Raw genomic sequence first — 20,060 nt, forward strand, 5'->3', positions numbered from 1 at the left:
AATTCTCCTATGGCAGTGTCTGACCCTGGAGCAATGAAATGCGGCTTCTGCCGTTCCTGCGCCGATCGCCGCAGCGCGCATGGTTGCCAACGCCACACGGAAAGACCGATTTGGATCGGAGGTACGCAGTGCGACGGGGGGTTGGGCCGGCAACACGCACGGCTCACACCGCCTCGGCCCTCAAATGCTCCACCAACATCTTGGCGGGCCGCGGCAGCGTCTTGAAGCTGCGGGCGCAGATCACGAGCCTGCGATTGGCCCAGGCGTCGCGCAGGCGCACCGTGGCGAGCGGCATCAGCTTGGCGCAGCGGCGGGCGGCGGCCTCGGGCACGAGCGCGACGCCGACATCCGCCGAGACCAGCTGGCAGATCGCGTCGAAATCGCGCAGCCGCGCACGGAAATGCGGGCGCATGCCGAGCCGGGCAGCGTGCTTTGAAATGTGCATCTGAAGCGCGGTGGCGCTGGTGAGGCCGACGAACTCGCAGGCGCCCGTCTCCTGAAAATCGATCTGGCGACGGCCTGCGAACGGGCCGCGGCGCGACGTCACCAAGGTCAGATGATCTTCGCTGAAGACGAACCGTTCGATGTGGTCGGGCAGCGCGTGCTCGGCGGCGAAGCCGAGATCGGCGGCGCCCGCGATGATCGCGGCCGCGATGTCGGTGCTCTCGCGCTCCTCGATGTCGATGGCGATGTCGCGATGCTGGCGCAGAAACCCGGCCAGCGCCTTCGGCAGATGCTCCGACAGGCCGGAGGTGTTGACGAGAAAATGCACGCTGGCGCGCACGCCGCTGGCGAAACCGGCGAGATCGCCGCGCATGGCGTCGATCTGGTGGATGACCAGCCGCGCATGGTCGAGCAGGCTCTCGCCCGCCGCCGTCAATTCGACGCCGCGGCGCCCGCGCTTGAGCAGCGCGACGCCGAGCGCGTCCTCGAGCCCTCTGATCCGCGCACTGGCGGAGGCCAACGCCAGGTGCGAGCGCTCGGCGCCGCGCGTGATGCTGCGCTGATCGGCGACCGCGATGAAGAGCTGGAGGTCGACGAGGTCGAAACGCATGGCAGGTCTCCTCAGCCTTCGTAGCTTACGAAGGCTGTCTCCGTAACCTCCAGATTGTGCCGGCGCGCGGCTTCGGTCAATGTGCCGGCATGATCGACCCGCTCCTCATCCTCATCGCCGCCGTCTTCCTGATCGCCGGATTCGTCAAGGGCGTGGTCGGGCTCGGCCTGCCGACCGTGTCCATGGGCCTGCTCGCAGTGAGCATGGCGCCGAGCCGCGCGATAGCCATCGTGATCGTGCCCGCCATCGTCACCAACATCTGGCAGACCTTCGTCGGCCCGTATCTGCGCGACATCCTGAGGCGGCTGTGGCCGCTGATGATCGGCACCGTGATCGGATGCTGGCTCAATGCCGGCGCGCTGACGGGGCCCTATGCCCGCTACGGCACCGTGGTGCTCGGGGTCCTGCTGGTGGTCTACGCCATCATCGGCCTCAGCAAATTCAAATTCCACGTCGCGCCCGAGAACGAGAAATGGGCCGGCGGCGTGGTCGGAATCATCACCGGCGTGATCTCGGCCTCGACAGGCGTACAGGTGATCCCCTCGATGCCGTTCATGCAAGCGATCGGCATGGAGAAGGACGAGCTGGTGCAGGCACTCGGCGTGTTCTTCACCACCGCAACGCTGGCGCTCGCCTTCAATCTCACCGCCGGCGGCCTGCTGACCCCGGCCAATGCCGTGCCGGGGGCCGTCGCCATGGCCATGGCCTTTGCCGGCATGTACATCGGCCAGTCGGTGCGGGCGCGGATGCCGGCGGAAGCGTTTCGCCGCTGGTTCCTGATCGCGATGATTTTGTTGGGCGTCTATCTCGCCGGCAGTGCGCTGCTGAAGGAATTCGCCTGAGAGACGATCGTAGGGTGGGTTAGCCGAAGGCGTAACCCACCTCTGTCTATGTCCGCGGAGATAAAAGAGGTGGATTACCCTTCGCTAATCCACCCTGCGCGCCACAAAGACCCGCCTCATTCGTTCGAATGAGCTACCGCGCCTCCAGCATGGCGACGCGGATGCCGAGATAGATGAAGAGGCCGCCGAGCGCCCGGTTGACCCAGGCAATCACGCCCTCGGACTGCCGCATCCGGTGGGCCGCCTTGGCCGCGAACGCCGCCAGCACCAGGCACCACAGCGTGCCCGTACAGATGAAGATCAGGCCCAGCGTGAGGAAAGCGAGCGGCTTGTGCGGCGCATCGGCTGCGACGAATTGAGGCAGGAAGGCCAGAAAGAACAGCGCGACCTTGGGATTGAGCGCGTTGGTGAAGACGCCCTGGAGAAAGACCCGCCGTAGCGGGCTCCGCTCGGCTTCGTCCTTGACCGCCAGCAGTGCCGGCCGCGACCACAGCATCTGAAGGCCGGTCAGGACCAGATAGGCCGCGCCGACCAGTTTCAGGATCGAGAACGCGGTGGACGAGGCCATCAAGAGCGCCGAAAGTCCGATCGCCGCGCCTGCGACGTGGAAAAAACAGCCGCAACTGATGCCGAAGGCCGCCGCCGCCCCGCCGCGCCAGCCCATCTGCATGCTGCGGCCGATCACATAGACCGAATCGGGCCCCGGCGTGATGTTGAGCAGCACGCCCGACAGGACAAAAAGCCAGATTTCGTGAATGCCGAGCATGAGAAAGGCCTCCGCCGCCCCGCCGGGCGGCCTCAAGGGACCGGCCTTAATGGGTTCGCGTCCGGCCGTCCACCGCCGGGAATGCCCGGGATTTGCATCAAATTTGCAATACGGATCATACTTCCGCTCGGCCCCGTCTGTTCTATAAAGGCGCCGGGTCTTGAAATCGTGGATTCGCTGCGACTGCCACGCGGCGGCTGGCCTCTCGCTTTGGAGCTCCGGGGGATATGGAAAGACGTCTGGCTGCCATCGTCTGCGCCGATGTCGCCGGCTATTCGCGTATGATGGGCATTGACGAGGCCGGCACCCACGCCGCCTTCAAGGCCCATCGCAGCGCGATCCATCCGATCATCCTCAACCACGGCGGCCGTGTCGTCAAAAACACCGGCGACGGCTTCCTGCTGGAATTTCCCTCCATCGTCGGCGCCACCGAGGCCGCGATCGCGATGCAGGTCCTGATGGCGGAACGCAACCACCATCTGCCCGCCGACCGCGCCATGCAGTTCCGGCTCGGCATCCATATGGGCGACATCATCGCGGACGAGGACGAGGTGTTCGGCGACGACGTCAACATCGCCGTCCGCCTGGAATCGGTGGCGAGCCCCGGCGGCTTCGCGATCTCGGCCAAGGCGTACAAGGAAGCCAGCAAGCATCTCACCGTGCCGCTGGTCGACGGCGGCAACCATCGCTTCAAGAATATCAGGGATCCGATCGGGGTCTGGACCTGGTCGCCCGAGGGCGCGCCTCCGCTCGCGCCCGAGCACAGGGAAGGATCGGCGCTGTCGCAGCCTTACCGCACCGCGATCGTCGGCGTGCTGCCCTTCGCCAATCTCAGCGACGCCACGGACGAATATTTTTCCGACGGCCTGACCGAGGACCTGATCCACGCGCTGTCGCTGCAATCCTTCTATCGCGTGCTGAGCCGCAACTCGACCTTCGCCTTCAAGGGCAAGAACGTCAGCACCCGCGTGATCGCGCGCGAGATCGACGCCACCTATCTGATCCAGGGCTCGGTGCGGCGCGCCGGCGCCAAGATCCGCGTGACCGCCGAGCTGATCGCGCCGGAGAGCGGCGAGCAGCTCTGGACCGGCCGCTACGACCGCGACATCGGCGACCTCTTCGCCATGCAGGACGAGATCACGACCAATCTGTCCGCCGCCATCGCCACCGAGATCGTCCGGGCCGAGGCCTCCGCGCCGGCGCGGCCGACCAACGACATCACGGCCTGGGACCGCTTCCTGAAAGGCCTGTCGCACTATTACCGGCAAACCAAGGAGGATCTCGGCGCGGCCGTCGGCCTGTTCCGGGAGGCGATCGCGCTCGACCCCAAACTGTCGATCGCACATGCCTATCTCGCCACGATCCAGATCCAGAGCATCCAGTTCGGCTGGGTCAGGGGCACGCGTGAGATGTGGGCTGAAGCGATGCAGCTTGCCGAAACCAGTGTCCGGCTCGACCCGCGCTCCTCCTTTGCGTTCTCGATCCTGTCCTGGGCGCACGCGATGGAAGGCCACGACGAGGCGGCGATGGACGCCGCCAAGCGCGCAGTGGCCCTCAACCCCTACGACATGGGGGCACGCGGCGTGCTCGGCATCTGCCATTTCGTCATCGGCGAGCACCGCCAGGCCATCGAGCTGTTTTCGATGGCCGCCCAGCGCGACAACAGCGACCCGCGCTATCAATGGGCGGCGCTGACCGCCTTCAGTCACTATCTCGTCCGCCAATATGACGCGACCCTGTCGTGGGCTCGCGAGCAGCTCTACGTCAACCCGAACCACATGCAGGCGCTGGCGATCCGCGCCGCGGCGCTCGCGCAGCTCGGCCGGACCAACGAGGCGGCCGAGGCGACCGGCGTGCTGATGAGCAATTATCCGACCCTGAATGTCGATCGTCATCTGCGGAATTTTCATTGGAAGCGGCCGGAGGACATCGCCCACTACCGTGACGGGCTCCTGAAAGCGGGCGTGCCGGCCAGCAAGCTCACGTTGGTCCAGAGCGACGTCAGGCGTGCCGCCGAATCGTGAATCGTGAGGCCAGGCCTGCGCGCGCACCGCGACCTCGCGCCCGGCTTTATTGACACCTGAGTGAATTCAGCCACACTTCGTCACACCCAGAAGTAGTATAGTCAGGCTATCGTCCGCTGTCTGTTTGTTAGGACTTTCCGCGCTGTATCGGTGCGGCTGCTTTTCGCGATTCGTTTGTTTCAGGAATTGCCGATGGATAACTCCCGCAAGACGCCGTTCGATCCTTCAATCGAGGTCTCGCCGAACAATCCCTGCCCGTTCCTGCGCGGTCTCGTCGGCGAAGGCTTCGTCGACGGCGGCACCGTCCCGCTCCGGACGCTGTCGCAGACCATCGCAAATGCAAGCGGCGAGACCGGGCTGAAGAAGACCTCGGCCCGCATCCAGGTCCGCGGCGTCGCGCTGATCGCCAACGGCGCCTGTCACATCCTGCAAAGCATCTTCTGGGGCGCACAGCTCGATCGCTTGCGCGGCGGGCCGCTCGACAAGCTCGGCGCCGGCTCGCGCATCCTCGGCGTCGACGGAAAGGTCAACGAGGACGAACTCTCCCGGCTCGCCGGTTTCGGCGGCACCTGTGTCGATCCGGACGGCGGCACCGAGATCGGGCTCAACGCCTCGCAAATCCAGACCTTCATGAACGACAACCTCAAGCGCGCCGGCAACCAGGCGCGCTGGTATTACCCGCTCCTGATGAAGTTCGAATGGCCGATCCTGCTCAGGATCATGGGCAAGGGTCAGGGTGATGATCGCTATCTCAGCGTGGCCGAGGTGAGGACATTGTTCAACGAGCGCAAATTCCCCGACAGGATCACCCAGCGGATCGCGAGCCAGCCGGTCACCCCGCCCTCGCTGATCTTGCGCGCGGCCGGCGCGCTCGTCGCCGCGCTGCTGCTATTGGGCATCGTGGCGCTGCGCTTTCCCGATCAATTCCAGCCGATGCTGCCCCATGTCATCGGCCAGTTCGTGGCCCCGCCATTGCCTAGGCTTGTCGAGCCCCGGGCCGCATACTGGCTCGAGCAGAACTGGGCGCTGGAAGACCGGCACTGGTTTCATCACGCCAGCCAGGGCACCGCGACCTTCCCGGTGCCCTACAGCTGGTTCATGGCGCTCGAGCAGCCGCGGCTGCATTTCTTCGCCAAGCCCGGGATGCTGCATGACAGCGACCATCTCCAGCGCTTCGGCTTCATCCCGAGCCCGCAGACGATCAACACCGATGACGCCACGTTGCGCCGGTTCGGCTATGCGAACGTCTACGACAAGACCAAGCCGGTGCCGGCGCGGCTGTGGGATCCACCGGTCAACTGGGGTCGCCAGGCCGATAACGTCGACGGCCTGCCGGTCGGCTTTGCGCGCATGACCGGCGTGGCCGATCCTGCGACCGGCAAGGTCGGCGAGGATCGGATCGGGCTGACCTGCGCCGCCTGCCACACCGGGCAGATCCACTACAAAGGCATCGACATCCGCTTCGACGGCGGCCCGGCGATGACCGATCTCAGGAAGCTCGAGATCACGACCGGCCTGTCGATCGCCTACACGCTGCTCGTGCCCGGCCGCTTCACGCGCTTCGCCGACCGTGTGCTCGGCCCCTCCGCCAGCGATGCCGACCGCGATGCGCTGAAGCAGAAGCTGAGTGCGATCGGCACGTTCCTGAAAGACTGGGAAACGACCTACGACAAGACCATCGCGGGCAAGACCAGGCTCAACGACAAGACGAAGCGCGAAGAGCAGCAGCAGGACACCGAGGAAGGATATGGCCGCCTCGACGCGCTCAACCGCATCGGCAATCAGGTCTTCTCCCAGGACATGGCGCTGAGTGGCCTCAGCGGTTTCGAGAAGAATCTGCATGCCAAGGACGCACCGGTCAGCTTCCCGCCGATCTGGACCATCCCCTGGCTCAAATACGCGCAATATGACGCGTCCATCGAGCAACCGCTGATCCGCAATGCCGGCGAAGCGCTCGGCGTGACCGCGCTGCTCAACCTGTCCGACAACAGCCCTAAGGACACGCTGTTTCGCTCGTCGATGGACATCAAGAATCTGAACTGGATCGAGGATCTGCTGAAGGGATCGGCGCCCTTTCCGAAGAAGCAGCTCTCCGGACTGACCTCGCCGAAATGGCCATCGGACATCTTCGGTGACGCCGCGTGGAAGATCGATGGCGAGCGCGTCAAACGCGGCCGCAAGCTCTATGCGGATATCTGCGTCGAATGCCATCTCGGTCCGGTCAACGATCCCGTGTTCGACAGCGAATTTCCGGACCAGAGCATCTGGTCTTCGTCACGGTGGGAAACCATCGGCAACGACAAACTCCTGAACGAGGTCCAGAAAAGCGCCAAAGGCATGGGAACGGACCCGGCTCAGGCCAGCATATTGGCGACGCGGACGGTTCAGGTGCCGGGCTTCCTCAAACTCGACCCCACGCAGAACCTCAATACCTGGTGGGGCTGCAATCTACCCGGCGTCTCTTCGACCGACATGCCGTACGCGCTCGGCCTGATGGTGCTCGTCGACATCGTCAGCCGCAAGGCGATGGACGATGCCAAGATCGATCCGAAGGTTCAGCAGGCCTGGTGGGGGGCGCGCAAGAACTGCCCCAATTCCGGTCCGCAACCGCCGGACAAGCCGGAGAAGGGGCCCTGGTATCGCGCGCGCCCGCTCAACGGCGTCTGGGCCACCGCGCCGTACCTGCACAACGGATCGGTACCCTCGCTCTACTGGATGCTGAGCCCCGCGGCGGAGCGTCCCAAATCGTTCTGCATGGGTGGCGATCGCGACTATGATCCGAAGCAGGTCGGCTTCGCGGTCACCGACGGCGAGAGCTGCAAGACCGGGCAGTCTCGCTTCTCGACGCTGGCGTCTGACGGCACCGAGCTGTACGGCAACAGCAATGCCGGCCACTCGTTCGATGGCACGCCGGGTCCCGGCAAAGACGGCACCATCGGTCGTGTGCTCAAGGAGCAGGAGCGCTACGATTTGATTGAGTATTTGAAGACGCTGTGAGTTGTCTTCGCCTCTCCCCGCCTGCGGGGAGAGGCCGACACGCGAAGCGTGGCGGGTGAGGGGGATTCTCCACAAGCCCAACTCTCACCGTCCCCGTGGAGACTCCCCTCACCCCAACCCTCTCCCCGCAAGCGGGGCGAGGGAGCAGATCTCACTTGAACAGCGGCGTGCCCGGCACGAACGCGTCGAACGCGGCCCAGAACTGGGAGCGGTAGCGGTCCTGCTCCTGCAGGATCTCGTGCTTCGAGCCGGCGATCACGAGATGCGAGCCGGCGCGCAAATGATAGGCGAACTCCTCGATCGCGGCAGTGGAAACGACCGTGTCGTTGGAGGCCGCCAGCATCAGGATCGGCTGGCGGATCTCGGAGGGGTAGTTCATGCCCTTGAACGCGTGCATGGCGCGGAAGGCCGTATCGGCCCAGGCGACGGTCGGTGATGCCAGGCCAAGCGTCGGGTCCTCCTCCAGGATCGCGGCGTTACGCGCATAGCGCACGGGATCGCTGGTGAGAGGATTGTTGATGAAGGGCGACAGGCCGGTGAGCTGGTCGCTGCCGCCGGGCACATAACCGCCGCCCCGTCCCAGCATCCGCATCGTCTTCAACAGCGCCCGCACCGGAAACGATGTGGCGCGACCGGGCAAATCGATCATCGGCGCGGTCAGCACCATACGGTCGAACCAGCGCTTCTGCGCATGCGCCAGCCGCAGCAGCACGGCGCCGCCCATGGAATGGGCCAGCGCGAAGAACGGCGGCGGACAATCCGGCAGCACCACCTGCTGCACGAAGGTCTCCACGTCGATCTCGTAATCGGCGAAGTTGCGCACATATCCCTTGCGCGGATCGCGCAGGCGGCGCGCCGAATGGCCCTGCCCGCGCCAGTCGATCATCGCCACGGCAAAACCGCGGTCGCGCAGATCGCGCACCGTCTCGAAATATTTCTCGATCTGCTCGCTGCGGCCGGTGAAGACGCAAACCGTCCCCTTGCGGTTGGCCGGCGGCGCCCAGCGCGCGAACCGCAGCTCGACACCGTCGGGCGTCTTGATGGTGCCGCTGACGACGTCTTCAGGCACGGGATTGGACGGAATCGAGACCAGCGTCATGATGGGAAGTGGTTGGGCGCCAAGGGCCGTACTCAAGTCCTGAAAATCCAGGGGCGGGAGCGCCGAAAAGGCGCCGCTACCGCCCTCTTGAACGCCGTCTGGACCCACCCATATCATCTCCGTGCAGGCCGCTACCAGTGTTTCGGAACCGGAACATCAGGCTGCACACAGACGTCAGCCCGGCCCGATTGGCGGGCGGGTTACCAAACAGTCGCTCAATGGAGGACTTGACCATGCGTACCTACGATCTCACCCCCTTCTATCGTTCCACCGTCGGCTTCGACCGCCTCTTCAACCTGCTCGACCAGGCAAGTTCGGATGGCAGCCCCGGTTATCCCCCCTACAACATCGAGCGCACCGGCGAGAACGCCTATCGCATCACCGTTGCGGTCTCGGGCTTTGCCAAGGATGAGCTTTCCATCGTCGCGAAGGAAAACACGCTGACGATCAAGGGCGAGAAAGTCGCCAACGAGAACTCGAAATCCGAAGTGCTCTATCGCGGCATCGCCGCCCGCGCCTTCGAGCGCGCCTTCCAGCTTGCCGATTTCGTGCAGGTGAAGGACGCCTCGCTCGAGAACGGCCTGCTTCATGTCGACCTCGTCCGCGAGATTCCCGAAGCCAAGAAGCCGCGCCAGATCGCGATCAACAGCGGCGCCGCGAAGGCCCAGGTGATCGAGAACTCGGTCGCCGCCTAAGCCGCGCACGTCACTTCCAGGTTGCGAAAACGCCCCGGTGCCCCGGGGCGTTTTTTGCATTGCATCACAGGGTGGTGAGGAGGCGTAACAGCGCCAGCATGTGCTCCGTCCTTGGGACATCGCAGTCAAAACCAGGACGGAGAACGATCATGACTTTCTGGCGCAGCCTTTTGGTCGCCGCGAGCCTCATAGCGGCCCCCATCAGCCTTGCCCATGCACAGACCCCGCAGGCCGTGAGGGCCAAGAACGTCGTGCTGGTGCACGGCGCCTGGGCCGACGGCTCGAGCTGGTCGGAGGTGATCCCGATCCTGCAGGCTGCCGGGCTCAACGTCACCGCCGTGCAGAATCCGCTGGATTCCCTCGCCGAGTCGATCGAGGCGACCAAGCGTGTGCTGGCCGAGCAGGAGGGGCCGACGGTGCTGGTCGCGCATTCCTGGGGCGGCACCGTGATCAGCCAGGTCGGCACCGATCCGAAGGTCACCGGCCTCGTCTATATCGCCGCGCGCGCCCCCGATGCCAATGAGGATTTCATTGCGCTGTCGAAGCAGTTTCCCACCGGTCCCGCGCGTGCCGGCATCGTCGAGCGCGACGGCTACACCAGGCTATCGGAAGACGCCTTCCTGAAATATTTCGCCAACGGCGTCGCGCCGGAACGCGCCAAGGAGCTCTACGCGGTCCAATGGCCGACGGCCGCCTCGATCTTCGCCGGCCGCACCACCGAAGCCGCCTGGCATTCGAAGCCGAGCTGGTACGCGGTGTCGAAGAACGACGCCACCATCAACCCCGACTTCGAGCGCTTCCTCGCCAAGCGGATGAACGCGACCACGATCGAGCTCGACGCCGGCCACCTCTCGCTGGTGTCGCATCCGAAAGAGGTGGCGAATCTGATCCTGGAGGCGGCGGGCTATCCGCGCAGCTGAGGCATTGCCTCTGTGGTGCCATAGCGCCCGATCTCTTCGGGGGCTTCTTGCATGCTCAGCCTAATCCAGCCCCTGCACGGGCGGCATCTCCTGTGTGGGCAAGATGGGTGGAGCTGATCTGACTTGGCCGACGGTCGGAGCGGCAACCGACGGCGCGGCGTCGGCGGGTTTTGCTTGTATGGCGGTGGTCTGCTGCGCGGGCTGGGCTTGCGTCGGCTGTTCGGCGGGCTTCACAGCCGCGACCGGCATCTCGGCGCGCCGCGGAGCCGCCTTCGGCAGCGGCACGGTCCGGCTGGCGACATGGGGAATCGGCGCCGGCGGGCGCGGCGGGCCGCTGCGAACCATGGTCGGCGGCGGCAGCGCGGTGTGCGGCTCGTAAGGCGCAACCGCGGGCTCCTCATAGCCGGGGATCATGCCGTAGGCGTCCGCGGTCGGCATGAAGCGGATGATCCGGCCGTCGCGAGCGTCGATCACGAGCCGGCCATCGTCGCCGCGGCGGTCGATCACCGCGATGGTGTAGACGGCGCCGCGCAGGCGCGGGACGCCGAGCGGCGAGAAGCCGTTGTCGCGCAGCACCGCGTAGACCTCGGTGGGCGGCAGCAGGGCCGGCGCCGGACCGCGCTCCTCATAACCATAGCCGTAGCGCGGGGGCGGCGCGGCTTCCGGCGCGATATAGGGCCCGTCGAAATCCGACACCGCAATATAAGCCCCTCCGGAGATACCACTGGCCGGAACTTGTGCCTGGGTAGCGGTTGCAGCCAGCGCCAGCGTGGCCGCGGCCACACATTCTGTGAAAAACTTCATGGTCGACACGCTCCTGTCAGTCCCCCGAATGATCGGCGCTCTTTCGCTTCTTCCGGCATGGCGCGCCGTTCGAAGGGCTGATCCGAAGCTTCATCCGGGATTTCGGCGTGCACAGGGCCGGATCGCGGCGCGTTTGCTCCAAAACCGGGGCCGCGCAACTTTCGGAAAGCGATTGATTGACATATCGGGAATCGGGACTTCCGCGCGCTTGTGTGCTAGACAAAAATTTGGCAAGGTGATGGTTAGGACAGGAAGACTGTCTCAATTTTGCTCGCGGTTCCGGCATAGGGATTGCAGCGAAAACCGGTGCCTTCGAGCGCCATAAGGCAACAGGCAAAGCCGTTCTCGGGGACGAAGAGCGCCTTGGCCTGAATTTAAGAAAATGCGGCTCGCAACGGACGAGCGGTGACCCAGAGGCGGGTGCCGCGGAACGCCGAAGGTGCGCCGAAGATGGCGGTGAGGCAGCTTGCCGCACGGAGAGGATTGGAACAATGAACGGGTCGCAATTCGAGCGCGCAAACATCGTGGCAGAAGAGCTGTCGGCGACGGTCGCCTCGAAAACGACCGATCCGATCCAGGAGCACAATTCGCGGCCAAAAGCTGAAGGTCTCTACGATCCGAGCCTGGAAAAGGATTCCTGCGGCGTCGGCTTCATTGCCAACATCAAGGGCAACAAGTCGCACGAGATCGTCTCGGATGCGCTGAGCATCCTGTGCAATCTCGAACACCGCGGTGCCGTCGGCGCCGACCCGCGCGCCGGTGACGGCGCCGGCATCCTGGTGCAGATCCCGCACGCCTTCTTCAGCCGCAAGGCCAAGGAGCTCGGCTTTGCGCTGCCGGCGCCCGGCGAATACGCCATCGGTGCGCTGTTCATGCCGCGCGATACCGCCTGGCGCAACGTCATCAAGAGCATCATCGCCGACCAGATCAAGGACGAGGGCCTGACCCTGCTCGGCTGGCGCGACGTGCCGACCGACAATTCCTCGCTCGGCGTCACCGTGAAGCCGACCGAGCCCGCCTGCATGCAGGTGTTCATCGGCCGCAACGGCACGGCCAAGAGCGAGGACGAGTTCGAGCGCCGGCTCTACATCCTGCGCAAGTCGATCTCGCAGGCCATCTACCAGCGCCGCGACCGCGGTCTTGCCGGCTATTACCCCTGCTCGATGTCCTGCCGCACCGTGATCTACAAGGGCATGTTCCTCGCCGACCAGCTCGGCAAGTACTATCCCGATCTGCACGAGAAGGATTTCGAGAGCGCGCTCGCGCTGGTTCACCAACGCTTCTCGACCAATACCTTCCCGGCGTGGTCGCTGGCGCATCCCTACCGCATGATCGCGCATAACGGCGAGATCAACACGCTGCGCGGCAACACCAACTGGATGGCGGCGCGGCAGGCTTCGGTGAGCTCCGAGCTCTACGGCAAGGACATCAGCCGGCTGTGGCCGATCTCCTACGAGGGCCAGTCGGACACCGCCTGCTTCGACAACGCGCTCGAATTCCTGGTGCAGGGCGGCTACTCGCTGCCGCACGCCGTCATGATGATGATTCCGGAAGCGTGGGCCGGCAATCCGCTCATGGATGAGAAGCGCCGCGCCTTCTACGAATATCACGCCGCGCTGATGGAGCCGTGGGACGGCCCCGCCGCAATCGCCTTCACCGACGGCCGCCAGATCGGCGCCACGCTCGACCGCAACGGTTTGCGGCCGGCCCGGTACCTCGTGACCAAGGACGACCGCATCGTGATGGCGTCCGAAATGGGCGTGCTGACGATCCCCGAGGACCAGATCATCACCAAGTGGCGCCTGCAGCCCGGCAAGATGCTGCTGGTCGACCTCGAACAGGGTCGTCTGATCCCCGACGATGAGATCAAGGCCGAGCTCGCCAAGAGCCATCCCTATAAGGAGTGGCTGGAGCGGACCCAGATCGTGCTGGAAGAGCTGCCGAAGGTGCCTACCACCGGCGTGCGCTCCAACCTGTCGCTGCTCGATCGCCAGCAGGCGTTCGGTTACAGCCAGGAGGACATCGCGATCCTGATGACGCCGATGGCGGCCACCGGCGAGGAAGCCGCGGGCTCGATGGGCAACGACACGCCGATCTCGGCGCTGTCGGACAAGGCCAAGCCGCTGTTCACCTACTTCAAGCAGAATTTTGCGCAGGTCACCAACCCGCCGATCGACCCGATCCGCGAGGAGCTGGTGATGAGCCTCGTCTCCATCATCGGGCCGCGCCCGAACCTGTTCGACCTGCAGGGCATGGCGACCACCAAGCGCCTGGAAGCGCGCCAGCCGATCCTGACCGACGCCGATCTCGAAAAGATCCGCTCGATCTCCGACGTGGCCGACACGCACTTCAAGTCGCGCACCCTGGACACCACCTTCCACGCTGGCCTCGGCGCAGCCGGCATGGACCAGGTGCTCGACGAGCTCTGCGCGCGGGCCGAAAGCGCGGTGCGCGAAGGCGTCAACATCATCATCCTGTCCGACCGCATGGTCGGCACCGATCGCGTGCCGATCCCGTCGCTGCTGGCCTGCGCCTCCGTGCACCATCACCTGATCCGCACGGGCCTGCGCACCTCGGTCGGTCTCGTCGTCGAATCCGGCGAGCCGCGCGAAGTGCATCACTTCGCATGCCTCGCCGGCTACGGCGCCGAAGCGATCAATCCTTACCTCGCGTTCGAGACCATCATCGCGATGAAGGACCGCCTGCCCGGCTCGCTCGACGACTACGAGATCGTCAAGCGCTACATCAAGTCGATCGGCAAGGGCCTCTTGAAGGTGATGTCCAAGATGGGCATCTCGACCTACCAGTCCTATTGCGGCGCGCAGATCTTCGACGCGGTCGGCCTCAAGGCCGATTTCGTCGCGAAGTTCTTCGCCGGCACGCATACCCGTGTCGAAGGCGTCGGCCTTGCCGAGATCGCGGAAGAGGCCGTGCGCCGTCATGCCGACGCGTTCGGCGAGGCGCTGGTCTACAAGAGCGCGCTCGATGTCGGCGGCGAATACGCCTATCGCAGCCGCGGCGAGGACCATGCCTGGACCGCCGAGTCGGTATCGCTGCTCCAGCACGCCGCGCGCGGCAATTCGCAGGAGCGCTACCGCGCCTTCGCAAAGATCCTCAACGAGCAGTCGGAGCGCCTTTTGACGCTGCGCGGCCTGTTCCGGATCAAGAACGCGGAGGAAGAGAAGCGTAAGCCGATCCCGATCGAGCAGGTCGAGCCGGCCAAGGACATCGTCAAGCGCTTCGCCACCGGCGCGATGAGCTTCGGCTCGATCTCGCGCGAGGCGCACACCACGCTCGCGATCGCCATGAACCGGATCGGCGGCAAGTCGAACACCGGCGAAGGCGGCGAGGAAGCCGACCGCTTCAAGCCGATGCCGAACGGGGATTCGATGCGCTCGGCGATCAAGCAGGTCGCCTCGGGCCGCTTCGGCGTCACCACGGAGTATCTCGTCAACTCCGACATGATGCAGATCAAGATGGCGCAGGGTGCCAAGCCCGGCGAAGGCGGCCAGCTGCCCGGCCACAAGGTCGACGCGACCATCGCCAAGGTCCGGCACTCGACGCCGGGCGTCGGCCTGATCTCGCCGCCGCCGCATCACGACATCTACTCGATCGAGGATCTGGCGCAGCTCATCTACGACCTCAAGAACGTCAACCCGACGGGCGACGTCTCGGTCAAGCTCGTCTCCGAGATCGGCGTCGGCACGGTCGCCGCGGGCGTCGCCAAGGCGCGCGCCGACCACGTCACCATCGCGGGCTTCGAGGGCGGCACCGGCGCATCACCGCTGACCTCGATCAAGCACGCCGGCTCGCCGTGGGAGATCGGCCTCGCCGAAACCCACCAGACCCTGGTGCGCGAGCGGCTGCGTAGCCGCATCGTGGTCCAGGTCGACGGCGGCTTCCGCACCGGCCGTGACGTCGTGATCGGCGCGCTGCTCGGCGCAGACGAGTTCGGCTTCGCCACTGCCCCCTTGATTGCGGCCGGCTGCATCATGATGCGCAAGTGCCATCTCAACACCTGCCCGGTCGGCGTCGCGACGCAGGACCCCGTCCTGCGCAAGCGCTTCACCGGCCGGCCCGAGCACGTGATCAACTACTTCTTCTTCGTTGCCGAGGAAGTTCGCGAGATCATGGCTTCGCTCGGCTTCCGCACCTTCAACGAGATGGTCGGTCAGGTTCAGCTGCTCGACCAGACCAAGCTGGTCGCGCACTGGAAGGCCAAAGGCCTCGATTTCTCGAAGCTGTTCGTCAAGCAGAAGGAAGAGAAGGGCCAGAAGATCTATCACTCCGAGCGCCAGAACCATCATCTGGAGGCCGTGCTCGACCGCTCGCTGATCGAGAAGGCGAAGCCCGCGCTCGATCGCGGCGCGCCGGTGAAGATCGAAGCCGCGATCAACAGCACAAACCGCTCGGCCGGTGCGATGCTGTCGGGCGCGGTCGCCAAGATCTACGGCCATGCCGGCCTGCCCCATGACACCATCCATGTCAGCCTCAAGGGCACCGCCGGCCAGGCCTTCGGCGCGTGGCTCGCCCACGGCGTCACCTTCGAGCTCGAGGGTGAAGGCAACGATTATGTCGGCAAGGGCCTCTCGGGCGGCAAGATCATCGTCAAGCCGCCGGCCAACAGCGCCATCGTTCCGGAGGAGAGCATCATCGTCGGCAACACCGTGATGTACGGCGCGATCGAAGGCGAGTGCTACTTCCGCGGCATCGCCGGCGAACGGTTTGCCGTGCGTAACTCGGGCGCGGTCGCCGTGGTCGAGGGCGCGGGCGATCATTGCTGCGAATACATGACCGGCGGCATCGTGGTCGTGCTCGGCAAGACCGGGCGCAACTTCGCGGCCGGCATGTCCGGCGGCATCGCCTACGTGCTCGACGAGACCGGCGACTTCGACAGGCTGTGCAACATGGCCATGGTCGAGCTCGAGCCGGTGCTGTCGGAAGAGCTGATCAATGCCGGCACCTATCACCACTCGGGTGACCTCGAGGCGCATGGCCGGGTCGACGTGTTCAACAACCTGCTCGCCTCCGACGTCGAGCGGCTGCACGTCCTGATCACGCGCCATGCGAAAGCGACCGGCTCCAGGCGCGCCGCCGAGATCCTCGCCAATTGGAAGGAATGGCTGCCCAAATTCCGCAAGGTGATGCCGGTCGAGTACCGGCGCGCGCTGCGCGAAATGGCCGCCAACGCGGACGCCGAGCCGAAAATCGCGATCGGGGCGTAAGGCATCACACCCCGTCATTGCGAGCGCAGCGAAGCACTGGATTGCTTCGTCGCTTCGCTCCTCGCAATGACGAGAAGAAACAAAACGACTAAGCGGCAGGGACTTCGGGTTTAATGGGCAAGATCACGGGTTTTCTCGAAATCGAACGGCACGACCGCAAGTACACCCCGGTCGCCGAGCGCGTGAAGCATTACAACGAGTTCGTCATTCCGCTCTCCGAGAAGGAAGTACGGGACCAGGCTGCGCGCTGCATGAATTGCGGCATCCCCTATTGCCACGGCACCGGCTCGGTTGCGCCCGGCACGCCCGGCTGCCCGGTCAACAACCAGATCCCCGATTGGAACGACCTGGTCTATCAGGGCAATTGGGAAGAAGCCTCGCGCAACCTGCACTCGACCAACAACTTCCCGGAGTTCACCGGCCGCATCTGCCCGGCGCCGTGCGAAGCGTCCTGCACGCTCAACATCGACGACAACCCGGTCACCATCAAGACGATCGAATGCGCGATCGTCGACCGCGCCTGGGACAATGGCTGGCTGAAGCCCGAGGTCGCCGCCCACAAGACCGGCAAGAAGGTCGCCGTGATCGGCTCCGGTCCGGCCGGCATGGCCTGCGCGCAGCAGCTCGCGCGCGCCGGCCACGACGTGCATGTCTACGAGAAGTACGCCAAGGCCGGCGGCCTGCTGCGTTACGGCATCCCCGACTTCAAGATGGAGAAGGGCGTCATCGACCGCCGCGTCAAGCAGATGGAAGGCGAAGGCGTCACCTTCCATTACAACAGCCATGTCGGCGCCAGCGGCAATATCGATCCGCGCGAGATGCTCAACCAGTACGACGCGATCGCGCTGACGGGCGGCGCCGAAGCGCCGCGCGACCTGCCGATCCCCGGCCGCGAGCTCGAGGGCATCCACTACGCGATGGACTTCCTGCCGCAGCAGAACCGCCGCGTCTCCAGTGAAGCGCTGAACGGCGTCAAGGATATCCTGGCCGGCGGCAAGCATGTCGTCGTCATCGGCGGCGGCGACACCGGATCGGACTGCATCGGCACCTCGCTGCGCCAGGGCGCGCTCTCCGTGACCCAGCTTGAGATTATGCCCGCCCCGCCCGAGCGCGAGAACAAGGGCCTGACCTGGCCGAACTGGCCGCTGAAGATGCGCACCTCCTCCAGCCAGGCCGAAGGCGCGATCCGCGAATACGCCGTGCTGACGCAGAAGTTTTCCGGCGAGAACGGCAAGGTCAGGAAGCTGCACTGCGTGCACGTCGACGACAAGTTCAAGCCGATCGCCGGCACCGAGTTCGAGCTGGAGGCCGAGCTCGTCCTGCTCGCGATGGGTTTTGTGCATCCCGTGCACGAGGGCCTCTTGAAGCAGCTCGCGGTCGAGCTCGACCCGCGCGGCAACGTCAAGGCCAACACGCTGGACTACCAGACCTCGCGCCCGAACGTGTTCTCCGCCGGCGACATGCGCCGCGGCCAATCGCTGGTGGTCTGGGCCATCCGCGAGGGCCGGCTGTGTGCCCGCTCGATCGACACGTTCCTGATGGGGAAGACGGATCTGCCGCGCTGAGCTTTTGCTCCGCCGCCAGATCCGCAGACGGTGTCATCGCCCGGCTTTGACCGGGCGATCCAGTATTCCAGAGACTTTTGTGATTGAACCGAGGAGCCGCGGCGTACTGGATGCCCCGGTCAAGCCTGGGCATGACAGCTGAGTGGGTGGCGAGGGCGGAGTCAACTAAACCGCAAGCGCCCGCACGACCCGTGTCGCCCTAATTCTGCAACCTCACACCCAGCATCACCACCGTGCCTTGCGAGCTCGAGCCCGGCTGGTTCGAGTCCAGGATGTCGTGGCGCAGCGTGCCCTTGATCCAGACATTGCGGTTGAGCTTGTAGATCAGGTTGCCTTCGAGCGAGTAGGTTTTGTCGTTGCGGCCCTGGTTCTGGTAGTCGTAGGTGCCGTAGGTAAACTTGCCGATCGCGGTGAGCCAGCGGCGGAAGTCGTGGTCGACTTCGGCGGCATAGGTGTGCACCAGCACGCCGGAGGAGCCGGGGATCGTGGTTTCCGCGATCTGCGTGTCGGTGTTGAACTTGACCGTGGTCAGCCCGCTGGCGTTCCAGATCAGCGAGCCCGAGGTCAGGAAGCCCGAGAGCTGGCTCAGGCGGGGATCGACATAGGTGCGCGCGGAATAGCCGACCGATATCTCGCCGGTGAGGATGCGCGAGAATTCAAAGGACGAACCGATCTTGGCGTAGCCGCCGGATGAATCGCGCAAGTAGCCGTTGCGGTCGGCGGCCTGGTCGTGGACGCGGTTGTCGCCCTCGATCTCGACGAACGGCTTCAAGCCGGGCTTGAGGTCGTAGGAGAAGCGGCCGACGCCGCCATACTGGTTGAAGTCGCGATCGTTGTTGCTGAAGACCGAGCCGTCGGTGAGTTTTGAATCGGTATAGGCGGTGCGGTCCACCGTGGCGCCGGCGGCGACCTCGAAGCGGTTGAAGGTGTGGTCGAAGCCGACGGTGGTGCCGTAGCTGGCATAGACTGGATATTTCTGCAGGCCGGCCTGTACGTTCGGGCTGCCCGGATTGTCGGTGGCGAGCCGCAGGCGCAGCTGCGAGGTCAGCTTGAGGTCGCGATCGACGTCGATACGACCGTCGATATGGCCGGTGAAGTCGGGGCGGTTGATCTCGACCGGCGACGGCGAGGCAAGGCCGTCGATGGTTTCAGGCATGTTGTTGGTATAGCCCGAGAACGAGCCGCGCAGATCGGCGACCAGTGCGTGGCGCTCCCAGTCCGAGATCACGAGCAGGTCAGGCGCGACGACATAGACCGGGGAGCCGACCGGCTTTTGCAGGCGTGCAGGATTGCTGTCGTAGCCGGCCGAGAGCTCGAGCCCGCCCTTGATCAGAAAGCTGCCGGCGTAATCGCCGACCGCGCCGAAGGCATCGTCATCGGCCTTGAGGCGGCGGCGCAAGGGCTGGCCGGGCACGGTGCCCGCCATTGCCGGCGGCACCGGCGTCTTGTGCGCGGTCTCCGATGGAGGCGGCGCGATGCGCGGAGGGCCGAGACTCGTGTCCGGCGTCGCCAGCGGCACCGGCGAGCCGGGACCCGCGGGCTTCCTGGGCTTCGGCTGGCCCGGATAGAGCTTTGGCTGCTGGCGCTTGCGATTGAGCGAATCGTAACCGGAGCTGCTGGCGCCATTGGCGGGAGGCAGCCCATAGGTCGGCACCTGGCCGACGCGCGTCGCCGCGGGCGCATCGCTTTTCTTGCGCGGATCGTCGTTGGGGTCCGGCGGCTGCGGCACTGCGTCCGACGGCGCCTGCGGCACGCCGGCCGTGCGGCGCATCGGTAGCGCATCGGGCGCGACGAAGCCGCCGCGGCTGGGATTGAACAGATCGGGCGTGAGGCTCTGGGCGGCCGCGGGCGCGCTTTCCAGCACCGTCAGCAGCAGGCATGGCAAAGCGGCGCGGAAAGCTAACGCGCAGCTGCTCCGGCCCCTGCCTGGAGGCGACCCCACGATGGATTAACTCCAACGAAATCAAATACTTCCGCGATCGCTCTCGCCGCCTGGCGGGAACCATCGTTAATGGAGTTAAAACAATTATGGTTAATGACCCGTTGAGGGTGTTGGCGCCCGCGTCGCC

At 65.3% G+C, this 20,060-nt stretch carries 12 protein-coding genes; 7 read left to right on the top strand and 5 right to left on the bottom strand.

Features of this window, described 5'->3' with window-relative positions; genetic code table 11:
- Positions 1–163: 163 nt before the first annotated feature.
- On the bottom strand, positions 164–1,054 hold the full coding sequence (locus tag IF809_RS07870; protein ID WP_128968505.1) for a LysR substrate-binding domain-containing protein: 891 nt from the start codon (positions 1,052–1,054) through the stop codon (positions 164–166).
- An 89-nt stretch (positions 1,055–1,143) separates the two neighbouring features.
- Between IF809_RS07870 and IF809_RS07875 the strand changes: the two genes are divergently transcribed.
- Positions 1,144–1,896 carry a sulfite exporter TauE/SafE family protein gene (locus IF809_RS07875; protein WP_128968506.1) on the top strand — a complete coding sequence of 251 codons (753 nt, stop codon included), beginning with the start codon at positions 1,144–1,146 and terminating at the stop codon, positions 1,894–1,896.
- A 133-nt stretch (positions 1,897–2,029) separates the two neighbouring features.
- Here the strand turns inward: IF809_RS07875 and IF809_RS07880 are convergent, their stop codons facing one another.
- Entirely contained in the window at positions 2,030–2,662 is a 633-nt protein-coding gene (locus tag IF809_RS07880; protein ID WP_462837284.1) for a LysE family translocator, read from the bottom strand.
- Between the two features lie 227 nt (positions 2,663–2,889).
- Here IF809_RS07880 and IF809_RS07885 point away from each other — a divergent pair, with 227 nt between their 5' ends.
- Both IF809_RS07885 and IF809_RS07890 read left to right on the top strand, forming a co-directional pair.
- The gene (locus IF809_RS07885; RefSeq protein ID WP_462837285.1) at positions 2,890–4,686 is read left to right on the top strand and encodes an adenylate/guanylate cyclase domain-containing protein; all 1,797 of its coding nucleotides are present in this window, start codon (positions 2,890–2,892) and stop codon (positions 4,684–4,686) included.
- A gap of 192 nt (positions 4,687–4,878) precedes the next feature.
- Complete coding sequence (locus IF809_RS07890; RefSeq protein WP_462837286.1) at positions 4,879–7,683, top strand: di-heme-cytochrome C peroxidase; 2,805 nt, start codon at positions 4,879–4,881, stop codon at positions 7,681–7,683.
- Between the two features lie 151 nt (positions 7,684–7,834).
- Here IF809_RS07890 and IF809_RS07895 read toward each other — a convergent pair whose 3' ends face one another.
- Complete coding sequence (locus IF809_RS07895) at positions 7,835–8,782, bottom strand: alpha/beta fold hydrolase (RefSeq protein WP_453983738.1); 948 nt, start codon at positions 8,780–8,782, stop codon at positions 7,835–7,837.
- 233 nt (positions 8,783–9,015) lie between these two features.
- Here IF809_RS07895 and IF809_RS07900 point away from each other — a divergent pair, with 233 nt between their 5' ends.
- Positions 9,016–9,477 carry an Hsp20 family protein gene (locus IF809_RS07900; RefSeq protein WP_164938902.1) on the top strand — a complete coding sequence of 154 codons (462 nt, stop codon included), beginning with the start codon at positions 9,016–9,018 and terminating at the stop codon, positions 9,475–9,477.
- Between the two features lie 149 nt (positions 9,478–9,626).
- Positions 9,627–10,397: an alpha/beta fold hydrolase gene (locus IF809_RS07905; protein ID WP_462837287.1), complete on the top strand. Its 771-nt coding sequence runs from the start codon at positions 9,627–9,629 to the stop codon at positions 10,395–10,397.
- A 60-nt stretch (positions 10,398–10,457) separates the two neighbouring features.
- Here the strand turns inward: IF809_RS07905 and IF809_RS07910 are convergent, their stop codons facing one another.
- A complete protein-coding gene (locus IF809_RS07910) occupies positions 10,458–11,201 on the bottom strand; it encodes a hypothetical protein (RefSeq protein ID WP_462837288.1) in 744 nt (247 codons plus the stop codon).
- 491 nt (positions 11,202–11,692) lie between these two features.
- On the opposite strand from IF809_RS07910, the gene gltB reads away from it, so the two are divergent.
- Both gltB and IF809_RS07920 read left to right on the top strand, forming a co-directional pair.
- The gene (gltB, locus tag IF809_RS07915; protein WP_462837289.1) at positions 11,693–16,426 is read left to right on the top strand and encodes a glutamate synthase large subunit; all 4,734 of its coding nucleotides are present in this window, start codon (positions 11,693–11,695) and stop codon (positions 16,424–16,426) included.
- A 113-nt stretch (positions 16,427–16,539) separates the two neighbouring features.
- Complete coding sequence (locus tag IF809_RS07920) at positions 16,540–17,991, top strand: glutamate synthase subunit beta (protein ID WP_128968514.1); 1,452 nt, start codon at positions 16,540–16,542, stop codon at positions 17,989–17,991.
- Between the two features lie 199 nt (positions 17,992–18,190).
- Here IF809_RS07920 and IF809_RS07925 read toward each other — a convergent pair whose 3' ends face one another.
- Positions 18,191–19,933 (bottom strand): outer membrane beta-barrel protein, encoded by a 1,743-nt coding sequence (locus tag IF809_RS07925; protein WP_462837290.1) that lies wholly within the window; start codon positions 19,931–19,933, stop codon positions 18,191–18,193.
- Between the last annotated feature and the right edge of the window lie 127 nt (positions 19,934–20,060).

This window comes from Bradyrhizobium sp. UFLA06-24 (assembly GCF_054967145.1).